18 protein-coding genes are annotated in these 16154 nt (G+C 58.9%); 15 read left to right on the top strand and 3 right to left on the bottom strand.

The features are described from left to right. Positions 1-100 precede the first annotated feature (100 nt). Entirely contained in the window at positions 101-1873 is a 1773-nt protein-coding gene (locus AAY24_RS10555; RefSeq protein ID WP_046859653.1) for a methyl-accepting chemotaxis protein, read from the bottom strand. Positions 1874-2328: 455 nt separating this feature from the next. Between AAY24_RS10555 and AAY24_RS10550 the strand changes: the two genes are divergently transcribed. The 6 genes from AAY24_RS10550 to AAY24_RS10525 all read left to right on the top strand — a co-directional run bounded on the left by AAY24_RS10550 (position 2329) and on the right by AAY24_RS10525 (position 7903). Then, a complete protein-coding gene (locus AAY24_RS10550; RefSeq protein ID WP_046861211.1) occupies positions 2329-2931 on the top strand; it encodes an HD-GYP domain-containing protein in 603 nt (200 codons plus the stop codon). Positions 2932-3105: 174 nt separating this feature from the next. Then, positions 3106-3822, top strand: coding sequence for a cyclic nucleotide-binding domain-containing protein (locus tag AAY24_RS10545; protein ID WP_046859652.1), 717 nt, complete (start codon positions 3106-3108; stop codon positions 3820-3822). Between the two features lie 187 nt (positions 3823-4009). Beyond that, positions 4010-4852 carry an alpha/beta fold hydrolase gene (locus AAY24_RS10540; protein WP_046861210.1) on the top strand — a complete coding sequence of 281 codons (843 nt, stop codon included), beginning with the start codon at positions 4010-4012 and terminating at the stop codon, positions 4850-4852. A 154-nt stretch (positions 4853-5006) separates the two neighbouring features. After that, complete coding sequence (locus AAY24_RS10535) at positions 5007-5942, top strand: 2-dehydropantoate 2-reductase (protein ID WP_046859651.1); 936 nt, start codon at positions 5007-5009, stop codon at positions 5940-5942. Between the two features lie 217 nt (positions 5943-6159). Beyond that, positions 6160-6504: a response regulator gene (locus AAY24_RS10530; protein WP_199930343.1), complete on the top strand. Its 345-nt coding sequence runs from the start codon at positions 6160-6162 to the stop codon at positions 6502-6504. A gap of 220 nt (positions 6505-6724) precedes the next feature. After that, positions 6725-7903, top strand: coding sequence for a CaiB/BaiF CoA transferase family protein (locus AAY24_RS10525; RefSeq protein ID WP_046859650.1), 1179 nt, complete (start codon positions 6725-6727; stop codon positions 7901-7903). Positions 7904-7906: 3 nt separating this feature from the next. Here AAY24_RS10525 and AAY24_RS10520 read toward each other — a convergent pair whose 3' ends face one another. Both AAY24_RS10520 and AAY24_RS10515 read right to left on the bottom strand, forming a co-directional pair. Next, positions 7907-8257 (bottom strand): hypothetical protein, encoded by a 351-nt coding sequence (locus AAY24_RS10520; RefSeq protein WP_052761181.1) that lies wholly within the window; start codon positions 8255-8257, stop codon positions 7907-7909. A 97-nt stretch (positions 8258-8354) separates the two neighbouring features. Then, positions 8355-8960 carry an XTP/dITP diphosphatase gene (locus AAY24_RS10515; RefSeq protein ID WP_046859649.1) on the bottom strand — a complete coding sequence of 202 codons (606 nt, stop codon included), beginning with the start codon at positions 8958-8960 and terminating at the stop codon, positions 8355-8357. A 120-nt stretch (positions 8961-9080) separates the two neighbouring features. On the opposite strand from AAY24_RS10515, the gene ccmA reads away from it, so the two are divergent. From ccmA to ccmI, 9 genes are all read left to right on the top strand, one after another. Beyond that, entirely contained in the window at positions 9081-9716 is a 636-nt protein-coding gene (gene ccmA / locus AAY24_RS10510; protein WP_046859648.1) for a cytochrome c biogenesis heme-transporting ATPase CcmA, read from the top strand. Further along, entirely contained in the window at positions 9709-10377 is a 669-nt protein-coding gene (ccmB, locus tag AAY24_RS10505) for a heme exporter protein CcmB (protein ID WP_418064580.1), read from the top strand. Before ccmA ends, ccmB begins: the two co-directional genes overlap by 8 nt. Positions 10378-10545: 168 nt before the next feature. Next, positions 10546-11295 carry a heme ABC transporter permease gene (locus AAY24_RS10500; protein ID WP_046859646.1) on the top strand — a complete coding sequence of 250 codons (750 nt, stop codon included), beginning with the start codon at positions 10546-10548 and terminating at the stop codon, positions 11293-11295. After that, the gene (gene ccmD / locus AAY24_RS18775; protein ID WP_063370459.1) at positions 11292-11465 is read left to right on the top strand and encodes a heme exporter protein CcmD; all 174 of its coding nucleotides are present in this window, start codon (positions 11292-11294) and stop codon (positions 11463-11465) included. The genes AAY24_RS10500 and ccmD overlap by 4 nt, the downstream gene beginning before the upstream one ends. After that, complete coding sequence (ccmE, locus tag AAY24_RS10495; RefSeq protein WP_046859645.1) at positions 11462-11908, top strand: cytochrome c maturation protein CcmE; 447 nt, start codon at positions 11462-11464, stop codon at positions 11906-11908. Before ccmD ends, ccmE begins: the two co-directional genes overlap by 4 nt. Continuing rightward, positions 11908-13881, top strand: coding sequence for a heme lyase CcmF/NrfE family subunit (locus tag AAY24_RS10490; RefSeq protein WP_046859644.1), 1974 nt, complete (start codon positions 11908-11910; stop codon positions 13879-13881). Before ccmE ends, AAY24_RS10490 begins: the two co-directional genes overlap by 1 nt. Beyond that, the gene (locus AAY24_RS10485; protein ID WP_046859643.1) at positions 13878-14411 is read left to right on the top strand and encodes a DsbE family thiol:disulfide interchange protein; all 534 of its coding nucleotides are present in this window, start codon (positions 13878-13880) and stop codon (positions 14409-14411) included. Before AAY24_RS10490 ends, AAY24_RS10485 begins: the two co-directional genes overlap by 4 nt. Next, on the top strand, positions 14408-14869 hold the full coding sequence (locus tag AAY24_RS10480) for a cytochrome c-type biogenesis protein (RefSeq protein ID WP_046859642.1): 462 nt from the start codon (positions 14408-14410) through the stop codon (positions 14867-14869). Before AAY24_RS10485 ends, AAY24_RS10480 begins: the two co-directional genes overlap by 4 nt. Next, entirely contained in the window at positions 14866-16125 is a 1260-nt protein-coding gene (ccmI, locus tag AAY24_RS10475; RefSeq protein ID WP_046859641.1) for a c-type cytochrome biogenesis protein CcmI, read from the top strand. Before AAY24_RS10480 ends, ccmI begins: the two co-directional genes overlap by 4 nt. The last annotated feature ends 29 nt before the right edge of the window (positions 16126-16154 follow it).

Genomic DNA, 16154 nt, shown 5'->3' with positions numbered 1-16154 from the left:
TTGTCAGCCCGCCTGACGCTGTCTGGCGGGCCAGTATACCGAAGTTCGACGACCGGTGTGGGTGGTTTGGCCGGTTATGCGCCCGGTTGGGTCTCCCGGCTCAGCCGTCCTCCAGCAATCGCTCCGGGGTAAAGCCAAGAATCAGCGCTCCCCAGTGTTTGCCTTCGATATACAGGGGCAGGGAGAGATCGTTGAGTACCTCCCCGGTATCCCGGGTGTAGGTCTGCAGCAGAAACGGTTCGGTGTTAGCGGCGCGACGCTTCTCCGCCCGGCTGTTGTTATATATCTTCAGGTGCCGGCTGTTGAGGTTGTCGGTTTCGAAATCTCCGGTCATGGGTTTCGACAGGTGTTTGTGGTGGGCCGGCAGAAAGCCATTCTTATCCACTGGTACCACATAGATGAATTCCGGACGCTCTTTGATGAAAGCGTCGATCATCGGCTGAATGACACTCTCGAAAGCGTGCACGTAAGGCAGGTTGTATTTCTGCGGATTGGTGTTGGGCACCGGCTGGTAGTTGGTGTCAAACAGATTGGTGCCGCGCGTGGCCAGCCCATTGAGCGCCTCCTGCACTTCAGCGGCCCACCCGCGGGCGGTCTGGATGATATTTTCAAAACCGCCGTGGCCGATGATGAACCGGGAGAGCAGTTCCTGGGTCTGTTCGGTAGCCACTTCCAGCTCGTCCGAGTGCTTCTCTGACTCATCCATGTCGGTCTTAATGCTTTTGCTCAGTTCGGCAATCTCGCTGACGTTGCGATGGGACTCCTGATTGGTGATGGAGAGCTCCTCGATAGCGGCACTGATCTCGATCAGCTGGCTGTTGACCGCCTCAAAATCGTGCATCATCCGGTGGAACTGGGTTGCGGTTTCAGCGACCACCGCCTGGGTGTTCTCCGTATAGCTTTTGATCTCCTGGGTGCCGGTCTTGGTGTTCTCCACCAGATGGGACATCTCATTGATATTCTTGCTGATTTCCCCCGTGGCACTGTTGACCTTGTGGGACAGGTTGCGTACCTCATCTGCGACCACCGCGAACCCCCGGCCGTGTTCACCGGCCCGGGCCGCCTCGATGGCGGCATTCAGTGCCAGCAGGTTGGTCTGATCGGAAAACTCCTGGACCATGGAGAGTATGGTGCGGATGTTTTCCGAGTTTTTGCTCAGGAGGTTGACGGTTTCGTTAAAGCCCTCCAACAGTTTACTGACCGCGGCCACCTGTTCAGTCACGGTGGTGAGCCGCTCTGACGAGTGGTTGGCCTCTTTCAGGTTGGCGCTGTTCTGTTCCGATATGGCGTTGGTGTGGCGGGCAATTTCATCAATGGCTCGGGTCGCTTCTCCGCTGGATTGGAATACCTGGGTCGCGTTCATCTCCTGGCGATCGGCCCGCAGGTGGGCGGAATGGAGCATCTTGTCCAATCGGGTCGCCCCCACCGCCACGCTGACTGTGCGGCGGCGGGTGTTGTCGATAATGTTACGCAGACTCTCGGCGAAATGGTTGTAGGCGTTGGCCATATCAGCAATCTCATCCTGAGTCGTGATCGGCAGTGTGGCTGAGATGTCGCCATCATTTTCAGTGATCCCGTCCAGTATCCGGGTGATCCCTTGGATCGGACGCAGAAACAGGTGGCGCATGTAGAGTATGATGCCGACGGCGACCAGAACCGCGAGCAGGGTGGCACCGAGCATGATTGTCAGGTGGCGATCCAGCAGGGCGATGCCGGCTGGGTTGTCGACCAACAGGGCGCGCATATCGTTGATGTTTTCGTAGACCAGCCAGAACGTCAGGAGCTGAAACAGCAGCAGGAAAACCACATTGCCGACGATTTTACGGGTGAGTGTGTGGAAAAAAAGCTTCTCGATTTGAGTGTATAGGCTCATGGTGCGATCTCTGATCTTAATAATTATTGCGTTGGAAGTTGTCACTCCCGATTCCTCCTCCTGTGACAGTTCCCGTGTCAGTGACCGTCTAGGCGATGAGCTCTGTTGGTCTTCCCTTAGTCGATCCGCAGTGGGCGGTCCTCCTGTATGCGGGCCTATCAGGTTTTCGGTCGTAGATCGAAATTCTTTAATCCTCTCCAGTGGGTGAAGGAGCGCTCGCCCTATTTGGAACCGCCCCGATAGGTGTCCGTCAGCCTAAACCATTGCGGGAATTTATGGTGCTGCCGGTGTGTCAGGTACTGGCCGGATCTGATATATCACTGATACACCATAGTTGGTAAGATACCGGCACATTGGATGCTGTGAGTTCCGGGGGGGCCAGAGGAGGGTGAACGGCGTATCAGGCGGCGCAGGTGTCCCGGAAATGTTGGTCACGCCAGGAGAGAATGCAAGATATGATCGAGTTTCAATACCACCTCGACCTTGATCCCGGCTCACGGGCATTGGGAGTGGCACTGAATGAACGGGACCAGCATACCCAGGCTCACTCCCGGCGCGTAGTCGGGTTCTCCCGGCTGATCGGTCTCGCCTGTTCTCTTGAGAAGGCCGAACTGGCCGTACTGGAACTGGGCGCTTTTTTTCATGACATCGGTAAAATCGGCATCCCCGACCATATCCTGTTAAAGCCGGAACATTTCACGGAGGCGGAGATGGAGGTGATGAAAAGCCACTCCGTAAAGGGGGAGGGCATCGTCAGAGAGCTGAACCTCCAGGCGGGGGAGCGGGTGGCCAAGGCGGTGAGGCATCACCATGAGTTTTTCAATGGTGAGGGTTATCCGGACGGCTTGCAGGGAGAGGAGATACCGATAACTTCCCGCATTATCTCCGTGGCGGACAGCTTTGACGCCATGACCAATTACCGCCCCTATCATAAAGCCCGTTCTGTTAGCGCGGTGCTGGATATTATGTCGAGCGAGGCCGGAAGCAAACTTGACCCCTATCTGGTGAACAAGCTGGAGTTGCTGGTTCAGAAAGGGAGCGACAGGACCATTGGGTGAACATTTTAAGCCCCTATGCCGCTGCAAGCGACCAACCACGCCACCCGGATGGTGTGCCCGTTTTCAGGAGGCTGGTTCCGGTGCCTTTACTGCATAATGTGTTAGTCTCTACTGTTTCAGCAGGGAGCAGATCGGAGCCGGGATGCGGATCACCAGAATAAAAACTCACGCAATATGATAACAGCCAACGTACTGGAGCAGATTCCGCTTTTCTCTGATATGAGCCGTGCCGACCTTGAACTGGTGGCGCTGCACACCCAGGAATCAGTTTGTGAAAAAGGAAATTATCTGTTCCGTGAAGGAGACAGGGCGGACTACCTTTATATCCTGATCTCCGGCCTGGTACAGATGACTGCCAAGGGACCCGGCGGACAGCAGACGGTGATAGAGATACTCTATCCGGGTGACTCCTTTATCCTTGCCGCGGTTATCACCGGCAAGCGGTTTCTGATGTCGGCGGAGGTTGTCAAGCGGGCGCACGTACTCAAGATACCCGGTGACCAGCTGATTGAACTGATCCGCCACGGAGGAGACCTCGGTCTCAGGATGATGGCGACCCTCTCCACCCAGTACCGCAGCATGGTGCGGCAGGTGAAGAACCAGCGCCTGCGTACCACTGCCCAACGGGTGGCGGCTTTCCTATTGGACCTGGCCCATGACCAGGAGCGGGGCGAAAACCAGATTACCCTTCCGCACAGTAAAAAGATGCTGGCCGCTCTTCTGGGTATGTCGCAGGAGGGGCTCTCCCGCACATTCAGCGCGCTGCGGGAGCAGGGTGTGGAGATCGATAACAAACAGGTTCAGATCGCCTCCGTTTCTAAATTGCGGCGTTTCTGTGGTTTCAGCGCGGTGTTGGATGCATCGGATCGAACCACTGGCCCTAACACCTGATCGAAAGCCCCGGCCCGGGGAAATCCAAGCCAAAGGGTACCGACTATCCCACTTGTTCCAATGGCGATGGAGCCTCACCGCTCGGGCGGCGGTAGGCTGATTCCACAAAACGTGCTATCCCTTAAAAGGCGGGCCGTGGGACGATACCTGCAGGCTGCTTGAATGGTTGATTAATACCGGGGGACATGTGGATCAATATCGACAGGCAAATGGCATCAGGTTGCACTATCTGGATTATCAATCGGACGGGGTGACCTTACTGCTTATGCCCGGCCTGACCGCCAATGCGCACGCTTTCGATGGCCTGGTGGCTGCCGGACTGGTGCCGGCGGTGAGATTGCTGGCCCTGGATCTGCGTGGCCGCGGGTTGAGCGACAAACCGGAGACGGGATACAGCCTGGCCGATCATGCGGCGGACGTTATCGGTCTGCTGGATCAGCTGGCGCTGGACCGGGTGATCCTGGGTGGCCACTCCTATGGGGGACTGCTGGGCCTCTACCTGGCGGCGCACTACCCGGAGCGGGTGGAAAGACTGGTGGTGATAGATGCCGCCGCAGAGATGCATCCGGATACCCGGCAGCTGATACAACCGGCCATTGATCGACTGGGTAAACCGGTGCCATCCTGGGAGACCTACCTGGCTGCAGTGAAAGTGATGCCGTTCTTTTATCACTGGTGGGACCCGGCCATTGAGAGTTATTTTCGTGCCGATGTGGAGACGCTGCCGGATGGTCGTGTGGTGTCCCGCTCATCACCGGCAGCCATAACCGAAGCGGTGGAGCATGTACTGGCTGAGCCGTGGCTGGAGAAACTGCCCCTGATCGGTCAACCCACCTTGCTGTTGAATGCCACCGGCAGTTACGGTCTGCCCGGTGCGCCGCCACTGCTGCCGCCTGAACAAGCGCAAGCAACCGTGGCGGCCCTGCCCCGGGGGCGCTACTGCGCGGTGCCGGGTAACCACATGACCATGCTGTATGGCGCCGGGGCGGATCGTATTGCTGAGGAGATTATCCGCTTTGTGACCAGTTGATCGGTAAGACACTCCTGGGCGGCGGTTTATTGCATGGGCACAGGCGGTGCCGATAAAAATGTCGGCGGGCCGCTATGATAGGGAAGTGGTGGGACTGATCCGGATTTCCAGTCAGAACGGAAATGGGCGGTAGTGAAAAACCAGGAGTATTCGAATGAGAATAGCCGTGTATGGCAGTGGTGGTGTGGGTGGTTACTTCGGCGGCCGCCTGGCCAATAGTGGACATCAGGTGGGGTTCATTGCCCGGGGCGCCCATCTGCAGGCGATGCAGCAACAGGGGCTGGTGGTGGAGAGCATTAACGGGGATTTCACGCTTCCGTCGCCAACCGCTACGGATAACCCGGCGCAGATCGGTCCTGTGGACCTGGTGCTGGTCTGTGTCAAGAACTGGCAGGTGGATGAGGTGGCCCGGGCCATGGCGCCCCTGATCGGCCCGGATACCTTTGTTGTCTCCCTGCTCAATGGGGTGGAAGCCCCTGACCGGCTGGGTGAGGTGCTCGGGCCGGAACGGGTGCTGGGTGGCGTGGCGAAAATATTCAGTTTTATCGAAAGACCGGGACTGATTCGTCATATCGGGCATGAACCGACCCTGATGCTGGGGGAGCTCGATGGCACATCCAGCGCCCGTCTGGAACAATTGGCGACGGCATTGACGGAGGCCGGTATCACAGTGGAGCTGCCCGATTCCATCCTGTCGGCGATGTGGAAGAAATTTCTGTTTATCACCGGCTGGGGTGGACTGGGGGCGATCAGCCGGGCGCCGATCGGCATTCTGCGTGAGCAACCGGAAACGCGTGCGATCATTGAAGCCTGTATGCAGGAGACCCGGGCGGTCGCCCGGGCGGCCGGTATCGACCTGCCTGATGATACGATCCCCCAGACCTGGGCATTTATCGATGCCCTGGAACCTGGCGGTACCAGCTCTCTGCAACGGGATATCGCTGCGGGCAGGCCGTCGGAGATCGACGCCTGGAATGGTGCCGTGGTGCGTCTGGGGCAGCGCTACGGCGTGGCCACACCCGCCCATCAGTTGATCACCGGTGCATTGATGCCCCTGGAGCGTCGGGCCCGTGGCGAGTTGACCTTCTGAACGTCAGTTATCAGTCCACAGATTTTCAGATTCCCCCTATAGTCAATCGGGTTGTTTCGGTTAACATTTGGCCACTGTTTAAATGTTGTAGTGAGAGTGCAGGTCGATGGGGTTGTTAAGTTTATACCGAAGGTTTCAGCGCAAACGGGAACCAGTTAATCAGGATCGCCGGGTCAACCGCCGAATAAAACCCCGCGCGGGGACCACGGTGCTGATTGTGGATGATTCCCGCACCGTGCGCCGGCTGATGAGCAATATGCTGCAGCAGTCCGGTTACCGCACACTGGAGGCGGAAGATGGTGCACAGGGCATTGAGCTGGCGCGTACCCACAAACCGAATCTGATTTTCATGGATGTGATGATGCCGGGCATGGACGGGTTCCAGGCAACCCGGAAACTGCAGACCGACGTGGACACCCAGGATATCCCGGTCATTATTGTCAGCGGCAACCAGCAGGCCACCATCCGCACCTGGGTGCGGAAAATCGGCGCCAGAGGGTTTATCGCCAAACCCTTCGAGCGGGGCGAGTTTTTCCGGCGGCTGGAGCGTGCCCTGTATTGATCCGACCTGTCCTCCGGGACCGGAGAGATCACCCCCGGCTCATTCCGGCCCGGTTGCCCACTGCCCTCCAGGCACCCGGTCGGAGCCGGCGGCAACAGCACTTCCCGGGTAGTGTTTGGCGTTTTACCGCAGGACCGGCAGCGCCTGACAGCGCTGGGTCAATTTCAGTACGGAGTGCAGCGGCACCCCGTTATCACTCTGACCGGGTATCGATAGCACCATGGGACCATTGAAGGGGATAAGGGTACTGGACCTGAGTCGTGTACTGGCCGGTCCCTGGGCAACCCAGTTACTGGCCGATTACGGCGCTACGGTGTGGAAGATCGAGCGACCCGAAGTGGGGGACGACACGCGCCACTGGGGTCCCCCGTTCCTGAAGGACGGGCAGGGTGCCGATACCAGTGAATCCGCCTACTATCTCTCTGCCAATCGCGGCAAGAAGTCCGTCGCTGTGGATATCACCACCCCCTCCGGTCAGGCCATTATCCGGCAGTTGGCCAGCCGGGCCGATGTGCTGGTGGAGAACTTCAAACTGGGTGGGCTGAAAAAGTACGGTCTCGATTATGCGTCCCTGTCGGCGGAACATCCCGGCCTGATCTACTGCTCCATTACCGGCTTCGGTCAGACCGGTCCGGATGCGGGGTTGGCCGGTTATGACGCCATGGTACAGGCGCGGGGCGGTCTGATGAGTATCACCGGCGAACGGGATGATCTGCCCGGCGGTGGCCCCCAGAAGGTCGGTGTGGCCGTGGTGGATCTGATGACCGGGATGTATGCGGTCAGCGCCATCCTGGCGGCACTGCATCACCGGGATAGAAGCGGCGAGGGGCAATATATCGATCTGGCACTACTGGATACCCAGGTCGCCTGGCTGGCCAACCAGGGTATGAACTATCTGGTGAGTGGCGAGGCGCCGGGGCGTCAGGGAACTGCCCATCCCAATATTGTGCCCTACCAGGCGATGCCGACCCGTGATGGTTTTCTGATGCTGGCGGTGGGCAACGACCGGCAGTTTGCCGCCTGCTGCAAGGTATTGGGCCAGGCGGAGCTGGCCCGGGATGACCGTTTTGCCACCAATCGACAGCGGGTGAAGCATCGCCAGCAGTTGATTCCGCTACTGGAGTCCCTGTTCAGGAAAAAAACAACCACCGAGTGGCGTCGGTTGCTGGATGCGGAGCAGGTTCCCTGCGGGCCGATCAACAGTATCGATCAGGTGTTCCAGGATCCCCAGGTGCTGGCCCGGGGTATGCGGCTGGATCTGCCCCATCCGCTTGCCGGTCAGGTGCCCCAGGTGGCCAACCCGGTGAAGTTTTCCCGCACCCCGGTGGAGTACCCGGGCGCGCCCCCCCTGCTGGGGGCCGACACCGAAGCGGTATTGAACTGGCTGCTCGAAGAGTAACCGTCAGAATCTGGCGCTCGGTGCCGGGGCGTGACGACGGGTGGGCTGGAAGCTGAGCGGCAGTTGGTCGTGGGCGGCATCATAGAGCTGCTGCTGGGGCTGCCGGAACAGGACGCCGATCTCGTGGGGAGTGGTGTGGGTGATGACCGCCTTGATCTGCCAGGATGTGCGCCCCAGGGTCAGTGACAGATCCACCTCCATGCCGACCGGCAGGGTCAGTGCGTGGGTCTCCAGCAGTGCCCCATCGGTAGTCAGACTGCCCAGGGTGGCCGAGAAGGTGCGGCCGTGGTAGCCGATCTGGGCCGGTTGCAGCAGGTTGATATGGTTGTTCAGGAACGCATGGGAATGATTCATGTTCGATCTCTTTGCTGTTAGTCCTTGGTTTCAGGGCAGCAGGCTATCGAACTCTGATGTCAGACCGGTTGCGCAATGATTAAGGTTTTATGACACCTCAGGTGAGGGCGGCCACCAGCTGGCGCAGTGCCTGGCCCCGGTGACTCAGGGCGTTCTTCTGTTCCGGGGCAAGCTCGGCGGAGCTGCAGCCGAATTCGGGCACCAGGAACAGCGGGTCATAGCCAAAGCCGTTCTCCCCCTGGGGTGCATGCAGGATACGCCCCTCCCAGGTGCCCTGGCAGATCAGTGGCGTGGGGTCGTCGGCGTGCCGCAGATAGACCATGACACACTGAAAACGGGCGGTGCGCTCTTCATCCGGAACGCCTTCCAGGTCGGCCAGTAGTTTGTCGTTGTTGGCCTGATCATCGCAGGCGGGCCCGGCAAAGCGGGCTGAATAGATCCCCGGCGCACCCTGGAGTGCATCCACTTCGATACCGGAGTCATCGGCGATTGCCGGCAGGCCACTGTGGCGCGCGGCATTACGCGCCTTGAGGATGGCGTTCTCCACGAAGGTCAGACCGGTCTCTTCCGCCTCCGGCGTGTCAAATTGACTCTGGGGTACCACCTGGATCTCCTGTTGCGACAGCAACTGGTTGATTTCACGCACTTTGCCGGCGTTGCTGCTGGCCAATACCACCTTTTCTCCACGATGAGTTGCTGTCATGACACGGTTTCCTGCTGTGAATTGATGAAGAGGATTCTACCCCGGAACACGGCTGTATGGGAAAGCTCGGTCAGGCTGTGTACAATCGGGCGGTTTTTGGCTCAATTAAAGGTGTTCTCAATGCTCGAAGTGGCGGGCCTGGCCTGCATCCGCGGTGACCGTAAACTGTTTTCCGACCTCAGCTTCACGCTGGAGGCGGGAGAGCTGCTGCACCTGCACGGTCATAATGGCAGTGGTAAGACCACCCTGATGCGCACCGTGTGTGGCCTGATGCGGGAAAGTGATGGTGAGATCCGCTGGAATGGCGAATCGATCCACCGACTGCGGGAGGAGTTCAGCCGGGAGGTACTCTTCATCGGGCATAAAAACGGTATCAAGGATGACCTGACCGGAGTGGAGAATCTGCGTGTATGCAGCACACTGGATGGCAATCCCATTACCGAGCGGCAGGCCTGGGATTCGCTGGAAAAAATGGGTCTGATGGGGCATGAGGATCTGCCCAGTCGAGTGCTTTCGCAAGGGCAGAAAAGACGGGTCGCGCTGGCCCGACTGCTGGTGAACAGATCCCGTCTCTGGGTGCTGGATGAACCCTTCACCGCCCTGGACGTGGCGGCGGTTGATTTTCTCCAGTCGATCATGCGTGAACACATAAATGGTGGCGGTATGGTGATGCTCACCACCCACCAGGAAGTAAATATCACCCGGGAACAGGTCAAGGAGCTGCGCCTGGGCTGGAAGGAGGATGGACGTGTTTAGCACTTTCAGGGCACTGGTGGGTCGTGACCTGTTGCTGGCGATGCGTCGACGTTCCGATCTGTTCACTACCCTGTTCTTCTTTGTCATCGTGGTGAGCCTGTTTCCGCTGGGTATTGGTCCGGAGATGAAGACCCTGCGTCTGATTGCTCCGGGGGTCTTCTGGGTGGCGGCCCTGCTCGCCTCCATGCTGGCGCTGGAGCGGCTGTTTGCGGTCGATTTTGAGGATGGCGCGCTGGAGCAGATGCTGCTCACTCCCCAGCCGCTGTTTATTCTGGTACTGGCCAAGATCGTGGCCCACTGGCTGGTAACCGGCTTGCCCCTGGTGCTGATGGCTCCACTGCTGGGGCTGCAGTACGACCTCTCCAGTGAAGCGCTGGGTGTGATGGTGGTGTCACTTTTATTGGGAACGCCGGCCCTGAGCCTGATCGGTGCCATCGGTGCGGCTTTGACCCTGGGGCTGCGTGGCGGCGGTGTGTTGGTCTCGTTGCTGGTCCTGCCTCTCTATATTCCAGTGTTGATTTTCGGTTCGGGAGCGGTAGAGGCTACCGCGTCCGGTCTGGGCGGTCAGGGGCATATCTCCATGCTGGGTGCCATTCTGGTATTATCCCTGCTGTTGGCGCCGTTGGCCGCTTCGGCGGGATTGCGAATTTCCGTGGAGTAGCAGGAGAAATGCGTGCTACTTTTGGCTGCGGATTTGTCCTTAATCAAAGCTGGTCCGTGACCAGGTTGGGAATATATCAGTAGCGGTATTAATTTATCTGGCGGATGGGGGAACCAAACCCCGTTTGTATTATCAAACGCCCGGAGCAGTTGGTCTTAATATAATCCAATGAATTCAAGATTAATTAACTGGTTCAAGTTTTCATCACCAGCCACTTTCTATCCCCTGGCGGGTCGTATGGTGCCGATTTTTACCGTGCTTGCCGTTGGCCTGATTGCTGTGGGGCTCTACATGAGTTTCTTTGTGGCACCCACCGACTACAAGCAGGGCGAGGGGTACCGCATTATTTTTGTGCATGTCCCTGCCGCCTGGATGTCCATGTTCATCTACCTGATCATGGCCTTCTGGGCCGCTGTCGGACTGGTGTTCAATACCCGCCTGTCGGGCATGATGACCCGTGCGCTGGCACCCACCGGGGCCATGTTCACCTTTCTGGCGCTCTGGACCGGCGCCTTCTGGGGTAAACCGATGTGGGGGACCTGGTGGGTATGGGATGCCCGGCTCACCTCCGAGCTGATTCTGCTGTTTCTCTATCTCGGCTATATGGCCCTGCAGGGCGCAATCGACGATACCCGTCGGGCGGACCGGGCGGGCGCTCTCCTGGTGCTGGTGGGCGTGGTGAATATCCCGATCATCTATTATTCCGTGCAGTGGTGGAATACGCTGCATCAGGGGGCCAGTATCAGTTTGGATAACGGTTCCAAGATGGGCGAGACCATGCTCTGGACCATGCTGATCATGGCCCTGGCTTTCTGGGCCTACACCATTGCGGTTGCCATGGCCCGTGTGCGCTCCATCATCCTGGAACGGGAAGCGGATACCACCTGGGTCAGTCAATTGGAAGAGGTGCGGCAATGACGGTGGCTGAGTTTTTTAATATGGGCGGTTATGCCCTCTATGTGTGGGGCTCGTTCGGCATTTCCGCGCTATTGATGATTATTGAGCCGATTATGGTTCGGAGTCACCGGCGTGCCGTATTGCAGCGCATTGTCCGAATTAACCGGATGAAAGCAGGAGAAAAGGTATGAAGGCAAGACATAAGAGACTTGGGTTCCTGGTGGCAGGACTGGCAGGACTCGGATTGGCCGCCTGGCTGTTGTTCAATGCGCTGGACAGCAACCTATCCTATTTTTTCTCGCCCACCGAAGTGGCCCAGAGCAAGGCGCCGGATGATCATGTCTACCGTCTCGGCGGTATGGTCGCGGCAGGAAGTCTGGAGCGTGGCAAGGAGTTGACGGTGCGGTTTGCTGTGACTGACTATGCCAACACCATCAATGTGGCCTATACCGGTATTCTGCCGGATCTGTTTGCTGAGGGTCAGGGGGTGATCGCCCAGGGTCGCATGGGCCCGGATGGGGTGTTCATCGCCGATGAAGTGCTGGCCAAACACGATGAAAACTACATGCCGCCCGAAGTGGCGGATGCCATGGCGAAGGCCCAGACCGATACATCGACGGGAGTTGCCAACTGATGATTCCTGAACTTGGACATGTGGCGCTGATTCTGGCGTTGTCACTGGCGCTGATTCAGGCGACTCTGCCGATCATCGGCGCCCATCGGCGCATTGCCGGCTGGGTTGCGGTGGCCAAGCCTGCGGCATTGGCACAGCTGCTGTTCATGGTGGTGGCCTATGGCTGCCTGACCTACTCCTTCCTGGTACATGATTTTTCTGTCAGCTATGTGGCGCACAACTCCAACACCCAGTTGCCGTTGATCTACCTGATTTCCGGCGTCTGGGGTGCTCACGAAGGTTCACTGCTGCTGTGGACCCTGATTCTCTCCTTATGGACCGGGGCGGTCGTGCTGTTCAGTCGCAGCATGCCGGAAATCATGCTGGCCCGGGTGATCGGCGTGATGGGAATGGTCAGTGTCGGATTCCTGCTGTTCATGCTGTTTACCTCGAACCCGTTTGACCGGCTGGTTAATCCGCCCATAGAGGGTCGGGAACTCAACCCGCTGTTGCAGGATCCCGGTCTGGCGATTCATCCGCCCATGCTCTACATGGGTTACGTGGGTTTCTCGGTTGCCTTCGCCTTCGCCATCGCCGCCATGCTGGGTGGCCAGCTGGATGCGGCCTGGGCCCGCTGGTCCCGTCCCTGGACCAACGTGGCCTGGATGTTCCTGACCGTGGGTATCGTACTGGGCAGCTGGTGGGCCTACTACGAGCTGGGTTGGGGCGGCTGGTGGTTCTGGGATCCGGTGGAGAACGCCTCTTTCATGCCCTGGCTGGTGGGTACGGCGCTGATCCACTCCCTGGCGGTGACGGAGAAACGGGGGGCTTTCAAGGCCTGGACGGTACTGCTGGCCATATTTGCGTTCTCGCTCAGCCTGCTCGGCACTTTCCTGGTGCGTTCCGGTGTTCTCACCTCGGTGCATGCCTTCGCCACCGACCCGGGCCGGGGTATCTTTATCCTCACCTTCCTTTGTGTGGTGGTGGGTGGTTCACTGGTCCTGTACTCCTGGCGCGCTTCCCAGATCCGCAGCAGTGTCAGTTTCAAGCTGATCTCCCGTGAGACCGGCCTGTTGCTGAATAATGTGATTCTGGTGGTGGCGGCCTGCAGTGTGCTGTTGGGGACACTCTATCCCCTGGCCATCGACGCCCTTGGTCTGGGTAAGATCTCGGTGGGTCCGCCCTACTTTAATTCGGTTTTCATTCCCCTGACCGCACCGCTGGCGGCATTGGTGGGCGTTGGCGCGCTGGCGCGCTGGCGGCACGACAGCGGTCAGCGCCTGTTTGCCAAGCTGCGCCTCTCCCTGCTGTTCAGTGTGATTGCCGGACTGGGTCTGATGTTGCTGGCACCCCATTTTTCCTGGGGTGCCGCGCTGGCCCTGGTGCTGGCGGTGTGGATCATGCTCACCACCCTGCAGTGGCTGTTTGATCGGCATACCGCGGGACGCTCTTTCTCCCAGACCATGGCCAATACACCCCGCTCGGGCTGGGGCATGATGCTGGGCCATGCCGGCTTGGCGGTGTTCGTCGTGGGTATTACCCTGACCAGTGTCTACAGCGAGGAGAAGGACGTGCGCCTGGCACCGGGTGAGAGTTATTCGCTGGGTGGCTATGAGTTCATGTTTCAGGGGGTAAAGCGCTCCCAGGGACCGAACTACCAGGCCTTCCGGGGTGAGGTGGATGTCTATCTGGAGGGGCAGAAGATTACCCATCTGAGCCCTGAGAAGCGCAATTACCAGACCGGTATGCCCATGACCGAAGCCGGTATCGATGCCGGTCTGTTCCGTGACCTGTTTGTTGCACTGGGGGAACCGCTGGGTGATGAGGGGGCCTGGAGTGTCCGCCTCTACCACAAGCCCTTTATCCGCTGGGTCTGGCTGGGTGGTCTGCTGATGGCATTTGGTGGCCTGCTGGCGGCGACTGATCGACGTTATTACCGACTGAAGCGCAAAGCCAGCGTCGCGGTCGAAGGTGTTACGGTGGGCACGGTATGAAAGCGCGCTTTCTGATCCCGCTGGGTATTTTTCTGGCTCTGGTGGCTTTGCTTGGCATCGGGCTGACCCTGAACCCCCGTGATGTGCCATCGGTGCTGGTCAACGAACCGGCTCCCGGCTTCACGCTCCCTGACCTGTTCGAGCCAGACAAAACCGTCAGTTCCGACACTATGAAGGGCAAGGTGTGGCTGCTCAATGTCTGGGGAACCTGGTGTCCCGAGTGTTGGCGTGAGCATGAGTTCCTGCTCCATCTGGCCAAAAATGAAGGAATCACCATTATCGGCATTGACTGGCGTGATGAACGGGCCGAGGCACTCAATTTCCTCAACAGAAAGGGCAATCCGTTTGCCGCTGTCGGGTTTGATCCGGAGAGTGAGTCGATTATGGACTGGGGCGTGTATGGCGCTCCCGAGACCTTTGTGATTGATAAACAGGGCATGATTCGAAAGAAGCACACCGGCCCACTTTATCAGCAGGTTTGGGATGAAGAGTTCAAGCCGCTGTTGCAGCAACTGGAGGGTGAGTCATGAGACGTGCCTGGCTGTTTTTACTCCTGTTGGTGCCCCTGGTTGCCCTGGCAGGTATTGAAGCGATCGAGTTTGATGATCCTGAGAAGGAGGCACGCTACAAGGAGCTGGTTGATGAGCTGCGCTGTCTGGTCTGCCAGAATCAGAATCTGGCCGCCTCCAACGCGGAACTGGCCCAGGACATGCGCCACAAGACCTACCAGATGGTCCAGGATGGTTCCAGTAAACAGGACGTGGTTGACTACATGGTCAAACGCTATGGCGACTTCGTGCTCTATCGTCCACCGCTTCAGGCATCCACCCTGCTGCTTTGGGTGGGCCCATTCGCGATCCTGGCCGGTGGTGTATTCATACTGATCTTTTTCATTCGGAGAAGGGGTAAACAGGCGGATACCCGGATCAGTGATATCGACCTGCAGAGAGCCAAGACGTTGCTTGGCGAAGAAGATAAAAACAGATGATAGTATTCTGGATTGTAACGGCGGTCATGATACTGATCGCGTTGGCGTTTATCGCCCCCTCACTGCTGCGCGCCTCCGAATTACCCGATTCCGACCGCGACACGCAAAATGTCATTATTGCCCGGGAGCGGCTGGCGGAGCTGAAAAGCGAACACGAAGCCGGCTCGCTGTCTGAGGAGGAGTACGAGCAGACCCGCCTCGAACTGGAGCAGGCCCTGCTGATCGATCTGGATAGTGGCAGCGGCGACAGTGCCGATACGGCTGCTCCGAAAAGTACCGGATCCAGCCCCTTTGCCCTGCTGTTTTCCGCCCTGTTTATTGTTGGCGCCACCCTGTCAGTCTATTTCTATTTGGGTACCCCCCAGCTGGTTGATGGGGAGGCCCTGGTGGCGCAGCAGCAGGATGGTGAACTGCCTTCAATTGACGAGATGCTGGGTATGCTGGAGGCCCGGCTGGCACAGAATCCCGAGGATGCGGAGGGGTGGTATCTGCTCGGCCGTACCCACATGGCGATGAAAGAGTACCAGAAGGCGGCAACCGCCTTTGACAAGGTGAATCAGCTGGTCAGTGATCAGCCCTCAATTCTTCTGGCGCTGGCCGATGCCCTGGCGATGTCGGCCGGTGGTGATCTGCAGGGCCGTCCCGCCGAACTGATTCGCCGGGCCGTCAGCCTGGCACCAGACGATCAGACCGCGCTCTGGCTGGCCGGGATGGTGGAGAGTCAGTCGGGCAATCCGGCCCTTGCCCTGCAACATCTGCGTCATCTGAAGCCCATGCTGGCTGCAGATCCCGATGCCACGCAACAGGTCGACCGGCTGATCGCAGCGACGGAGCAGCAACTGGCAAACCTGGCACCAGGCGCTGCCCCGGAACAAACAGCGCAGGCTGAGCCCGCTGCCGCCCCGTCGGGAGCCGCTATTACCGCCCGCATCACCCTGTCTGAAGAGCTGGCGGAGCGGGTGAAGCCTGACGAGATTCTGTTTATCTACGCCCGCGCCCTTAGCGGCCCGAAAATGCCCCTGGCGGCTGTGCGCATGCGGGCGAGTGACCTGCCCGCCACCGTGGAGTTGAATGAAGCACAGGCGATGGTTCCGGGAATGAGCCTGGCCCGATTCCCCCAGGTGGTCGTTGGTGCGCGGATCTCCCAGTCCGGCAACGCCATCGCCGCAAGCGGGGACCTGTTGGGTGAGGTGTCACCTGTCACGGTCAGTGACGATGCTGTGGTTGAACTGGTGATCGACTCGGTTGTGCCCTGATCCGGGTTCCGGTAGCTGATCGACAAGGC

The sequence above is a fragment of the Sedimenticola thiotaurini genome (assembly GCF_001007875.1).
GTDB classification, from domain to species: Bacteria; Pseudomonadota; Gammaproteobacteria; order Chromatiales; family Chromatiaceae; genus Sedimenticola; species Sedimenticola thiotaurini.
This window is presented reverse-complemented; position numbering and strand designations above follow the sequence as displayed.